The organism is Burkholderia cepacia (genome assembly GCF_001039005.1).
Lineage (GTDB): Bacteria > Pseudomonadota > Gammaproteobacteria > Burkholderiales > Burkholderiaceae > Burkholderia > Burkholderia theae.
Genome location: NZ_LDWR01000161.1, coordinates 1 through 330, shown reverse-complemented (window position 1 = coordinate 330; position 330 = coordinate 1). Strand labels below are relative to the sequence as shown.

General features: G+C 56.7%; 1 rRNA gene. It reads left to right on the top strand.

Annotation, left to right across the window (positions count from 1 at the left end):
• The first annotated feature begins 136 nt into the window (after positions 1–136).
• Positions 137–249, top strand: a 5S ribosomal RNA gene (rrf, locus tag VL15_RS38880).
• The last annotated feature ends 81 nt before the right edge of the window (positions 250–330 follow it).

Genomic DNA, 330 nt, shown 5'->3' with positions numbered 1-330 from the left:
ATCGAGCGTCGAGTGCAAGGCACTCGACGTACAGCGGTTGAGTAACCGCGTACGTGTGAGATACAACCTCACAACCCAAAATTACTGCTTCTTCCAAGATTGGTCGCGCTGCGAAGCAGCGCGACAACCCTCTTTGCCTGATGACCATAGCGAGTCGGTCCCACCCCTTCCCATCCCGAACAGGACCGTGAAACGACTCTACGCCGATGATAGTGCGGATTCCCGTGTGAAAGTAGGTAATCGTCAGGCTCCCTAAGCCAGAAACCCCCGCCCGAAAGGCGGGGGTTTTTGCATTTCGGCGACGGAAATGCACTCAGGGTCGGCTAGCGC